The organism is Candidatus Methylacidiphilales bacterium (assembly GCA_025056655.1).
Taxonomy (GTDB): domain Bacteria; phylum Verrucomicrobiota; class Verrucomicrobiia; order Methylacidiphilales; family JANWVL01; genus JANWVL01.
Genome location: JANWVL010000109.1, coordinates 1 through 4,366 on the forward strand (window position 1 = coordinate 1; position 4,366 = coordinate 4,366).

Consider the following 4,366-nt stretch of genomic DNA (forward strand, 5'->3'; position numbering starts at 1 on the left):
AGCATCGCTGCAGTCCCGCCGGCAGCTGCAGTAATTGCCGTTCTAGTGAAAAGCCCAAACGTGCCACCTAGCTTGATGCTGTTCACAAAAGCCCCTGCCGCACTTCCTATCGCTCCACCGATAAACCCACTCATAAAATCCCCCCCAGCAATCTCACTCACCGTCCCTTGCAACAAACCATGCGCCACACTCTTCATCACAAACTTCTCAAGTTTCAAATCGAGATTTTTATTAGCCGACTAAATATAATATTCAAGTGTTTCATCTGTAATATTAAAAAAGTTTTTTTGGCCTCGAATCTGCCTAAAATATCGATCTAGGTAATTAAAATTAAATATTGCTGCCATGAAAGATAGCTGTAAGAATTTAATTATGCTCAAAATGCTTCACGGTAGTGAATTTGTATTATAATTATAAACAAGCATAGAAACATAATAAAAAGACCTATAAGTAGTATGGTTAAGAACTTTGAAATGGTAGAGTCGTCAGCTATCTTTAGTTTCTTAAAGTATCTATATGAAAAAATATAAAATAAAAAAAAACAAATTGGTAGAAAGAAGCAGAACAACAAACCAGTGATATCTAATGCCATATTTTATATGGTCATATAAATTAATCTTCTATTTTTATAATTTTTTCAATTAATATAGTATAGATTTAAATATAATGACATAAATTTAAGTTTTAATAATATTTTGATATTCATATACAGTGCTCATTCGCTATAAAGTTTTATTCCTTAGATTTGATCAATAGAAAGTATATCAATTTTATTTTATAACATTATTTTTTAATTAGATACTTTATCAAACTACATAAATTAAAGTAATACTTTTTCTTCATGGTTGCTTTAATTTGATTTATTATCATTTTATTCGTTTACTACTTCCTCTGTTATATTTTTAAATTGCCTAATTATAAAGCCGTATTCAGGATATTTCATATCTGAAATTATCACATTGAATATTAACCAGAAATATATAATTAGCAAGAAAGCTACTATACCTGGGTAGTAAATATAAATTTTCTTAAGTAGTTTATAAAATATAAGATAAACACCTAAAATGCAGCTAAAAATAACTATTATAAATAATAGCACTAAGAGAATTTCTATCATTTTGTAAAAACTTGTTTATTTATTATTAACTTCCTTCTGTCATGTTCGTATCTAACATAATCAATAAAATGTTGGCAATTATTCATAATTGGGTTATAGAAAGGGATTGATAACCATCGCCAAGTCTTTCCTTTGAGAATATCTGAATGGACACCACGAATTATTGACATAACTATTTTAGGATACATGCCAGTTCGAATTAAAAAATTTTGATGATCTAGCTTTTCACCTGAATACAAACCTGCTGGACCATACCCCCAATCTGCAATCACTTTTCCTGTTAGCTTGTCTACGATGAAAATGTGTTCATGTCTTAGTTCTAAGTTCCAATCATCAAGAATTTTATTTGCTTTGTCAGGTAATTTAGTATGAAGTGTATTCCCGTATAAGTTTCTTTTCCCTATCCAAACTTCATATAAAAACCCCATCGCCTCATTAAACAAATACGTAAACGCTGCGGAGATGGCACCGTTGGCGAAGTCGCCACCGCCGAGCATCGCTGCGGTCCCGCCGGCGGCGGCAGTGATCTTTTTAGGCAAAACGGTTGCGCACGTTCAGGCTCGAGCATCGCTGCGGTCCCGCCGGCGGCGGCAGTGATCGCCGTTCTAGTGAAGAGTCCAAGCGGACCGCCGAGCTTGATGCTGTTCACAAGAGCCCCTGCTGCACTTCCCACGGCTCCACCGATAAACCCACTCAAGAAATCGCCCCCCGCAATCTCACTCACCATCCCTTGCAAGAGGCCATGCGCCACGCTCTTCATCACAAACTCCCCTACTTTCAAACCCCCGACTTTCAGCAACCCGCTGAATATGGACTGTCCACCCGCTCCCCCATGTCCTGTTCCAAATGTCGCTGCTGCTGTCACGGCTCCTATTACAGCACCTTTGAAGCCAGAAATCAAGATGTCTTTAATCGCAAGGCCTCTGCCTCATGTATTCAGACAACAAAGAGCCTACCCATCCTCATGCACAAACTTTAGAAACAATCATTTATCTTATCTCAGATAACGCAACCATCCTCCAAGCTAAACACTCTGCCCCAATCCATCCTCTCAAGCTAGTTCACTCGGCATCGTTTCAAAAACAGCGAGCAAGTGACGCAGCCTTATATTCTCGCTTCGTTCAATGATTGAAATTCCCTACTTATTCGCTTCCCAGTTATCTATAACGTCCTCTTTTATACTCTCTCATTCGTTGCAGAATACTTCCGCAGCTTCCTCATTTCTATATCATGTATAAGTAACTATCCAATTGAAATTCTATATTATTCAAAACCGACTCCCAAACAATCGACAATAACGAACGCCTCCTTATGTTCACATCATAACAAGAGCATGAGAACAACTCCCTACTTACCACCACGTTTCTAAATGCCAACCGCGAAAAAAATTATCAAAATGCAATCGTTGACTCACACTAAGCTCCCTTCGCTTATTTTCAAATTCCTCCCAACTCATCGGCCCATGAACCTTTCTCTTCTCGACTTCAATAATCCAGTAGTCGTATATTTTCGGCTTCTCCCCTTGTTCGTTCGCTACAGAGGATCGTTTCTTTTTCAAATCCTCTCGCTTTGCAATAATATGTGACCTGTTGTAGTCAAAGAAATATACCTTTGTTGGAACTACTTCCTGTAGAATTCCTTTCTCTTTTTCTAATACAATCACCTCGTCGCTTGAATTCGATGACGTAAAATAATAATCACTAACAAGATGGTATTTACAGTCCTGAACTGCTCCGGTAGCGTTTCCCATCAAACACAGAAGTGCTAAAAACACACTCTCCTTGATTGCTTTAGGAAAACATACCACCAAGACTACCCCAAGAAAAAAGATGAATAATACAATAGGGTTTTTTAATATAAGCTTCATGGTCGTTTAGGTAGAACACCTGGAAGATTATCAAGAGGCATATTTTCATACAAATGAATATAATAGGGAGTGCCTTTGCCTGGCTTAGCAAACCACGTTGCTATATTTCTTATTGGGTGCTCATACCACGGATGTTTGTAATCAAAATTATACTTATCATATCCATAGTAAATTATTCTTTGATCATTAACAAATAACGTAAAAGTGCCATATACGTTTCCGTCGTGATACTTTTTCTCATCAAGCCCAAACGGAAAGGAAACCCTCAATCTATTATGGTCAATCCATTCGTAAGTTGCTCCGTCGAATTTTATTCTAGTAAGTTTAGCCCATACAGGATATCCTTTACCATGAAGATAATGAGTATCTGCTGTCTTTTTATCTAACCTGTCATATAGTTGTCTTATCGCCCCTAACGCCTCATTAAACAAATACGTAAATGCAGCGGAGATGGCCCCGTTGGCGAAGTTGCCGTCGCCGAGCATCGCTGCAGTCCCGCCGGCAGCTGCAGTAATTGCCGTTCTAGTGAAAAGCCCAAACGTGCCACCTAGCTTGATGCCGTTCACAAAAGCCCCTACCGCACTTCCTATCGCTCCACCAATAAACCCACTCATAAAATCCCCCCCTGCAATCTCACTCACCGTCCCTTGCAACAAACCATGCGCCACACTCTTCATCACAAACTCCCCCACCTTCAACCCTCCAATTCTCAGCAATCCGCTAAATATACTCTGTCCACCCGCTCCGTGCCCAATGCCAAACGTCGCTGCTGAAGTCACAGCTCCTATTGCAGCACCTTTGAAGCCAGAAAGAAAGATATCTTTTATGCGTCCACCAGCCACAGCTGCGCTGACGGCTCCGTTGACAAATCCACCGACTGCCCCAGCCACTATTGTCGCGCTAAATAACGTAGCTGTGGTCGCCCCTGCTGCAAAGGCTCCCATCGCCCCCATAGTAAGCACACTCGCCACTATCGTAGAGGCTATCACCACGATCATCCGCCAGTTTTTCTTGATCCATTTGCCAACAGCTTTGAATATCGATCCGATAGCTCTGAAGATGGATTTGAAGAAATTACCAATCGCGCGGAAGATGGATTTAAAGAAGTATCCAGAGGGGTCGGTGAGAGAAAGAGGATTGTTCAATACATAGCTGTAGCGGGCGTAGTTTTGGCTGTTGCCGGGCTCTTGGAGATAGGGATCGGGGGTATTGAAACGACCTAAAAGCGGGTCATAGACGCGGCCATTCATGTGAATGAGGTTGACTTCATCGAGCATCTCGTGGCTGGTAAAACCTCGGGCAGTCGTGCCGATAACATCGTCCGTAGAGTGTGCCCAGGTGTCGGGATTGCGGCGCTTTCCCCAGGCATCGTAGCTGTAACG

5 protein-coding genes are annotated in these 4,366 nt (G+C 40.6%); 1 reads left to right on the forward strand and 4 read right to left on the reverse strand.

The annotated features are described in order from the left end of the window. Window positions 1-218, reverse strand: a 218-nt coding sequence (locus NZM04_06710) for a hypothetical protein (protein ID MCS7063717.1), incomplete at its 3' end; no start/stop codon positions are given. Between the two features lie 895 nt (window positions 219-1,113). Then, window positions 1,114-1,656 carry a hypothetical protein gene (locus NZM04_06715; GenBank protein MCS7063718.1) on the reverse strand — a complete coding sequence of 181 codons (543 nt, stop codon included), beginning with the start codon at window positions 1,654-1,656 and terminating at the stop codon, window positions 1,114-1,116. A gap of 5 nt (window positions 1,657-1,661) precedes the next feature. Here NZM04_06715 and NZM04_06720 point away from each other — a divergent pair, with 5 nt between their 5' ends. Beyond that, on the forward strand, window positions 1,662-2,096 hold the full coding sequence (locus tag NZM04_06720; GenBank protein MCS7063719.1) for a hypothetical protein: 435 nt from the start codon (window positions 1,662-1,664) through the stop codon (window positions 2,094-2,096). Between the two features lie 372 nt (window positions 2,097-2,468). Here the strand turns inward: NZM04_06720 and NZM04_06725 are convergent, their stop codons facing one another. Both NZM04_06725 and NZM04_06730 read right to left on the reverse strand, forming a co-directional pair. After that, entirely contained in the window at window positions 2,469-2,984 is a 516-nt protein-coding gene (locus NZM04_06725) for a DUF3997 domain-containing protein (protein ID MCS7063720.1), read from the reverse strand. After that, the coding region (locus tag NZM04_06730; GenBank protein MCS7063721.1) for a hypothetical protein at window positions 2,981-4,366 on the reverse strand (1,386 nt) is incomplete at its 5' end. The genes NZM04_06725 and NZM04_06730, both read right to left, overlap by 4 nt.

Coding starts and splice junctions, on each gene's coding strand:
- NZM04_06725 (MCS7063720.1), bottom strand. CDS start 2,984: ATGAAGCTTATATTAAAAAACCCTATTGTATTATTCATCTTTTTTCTT.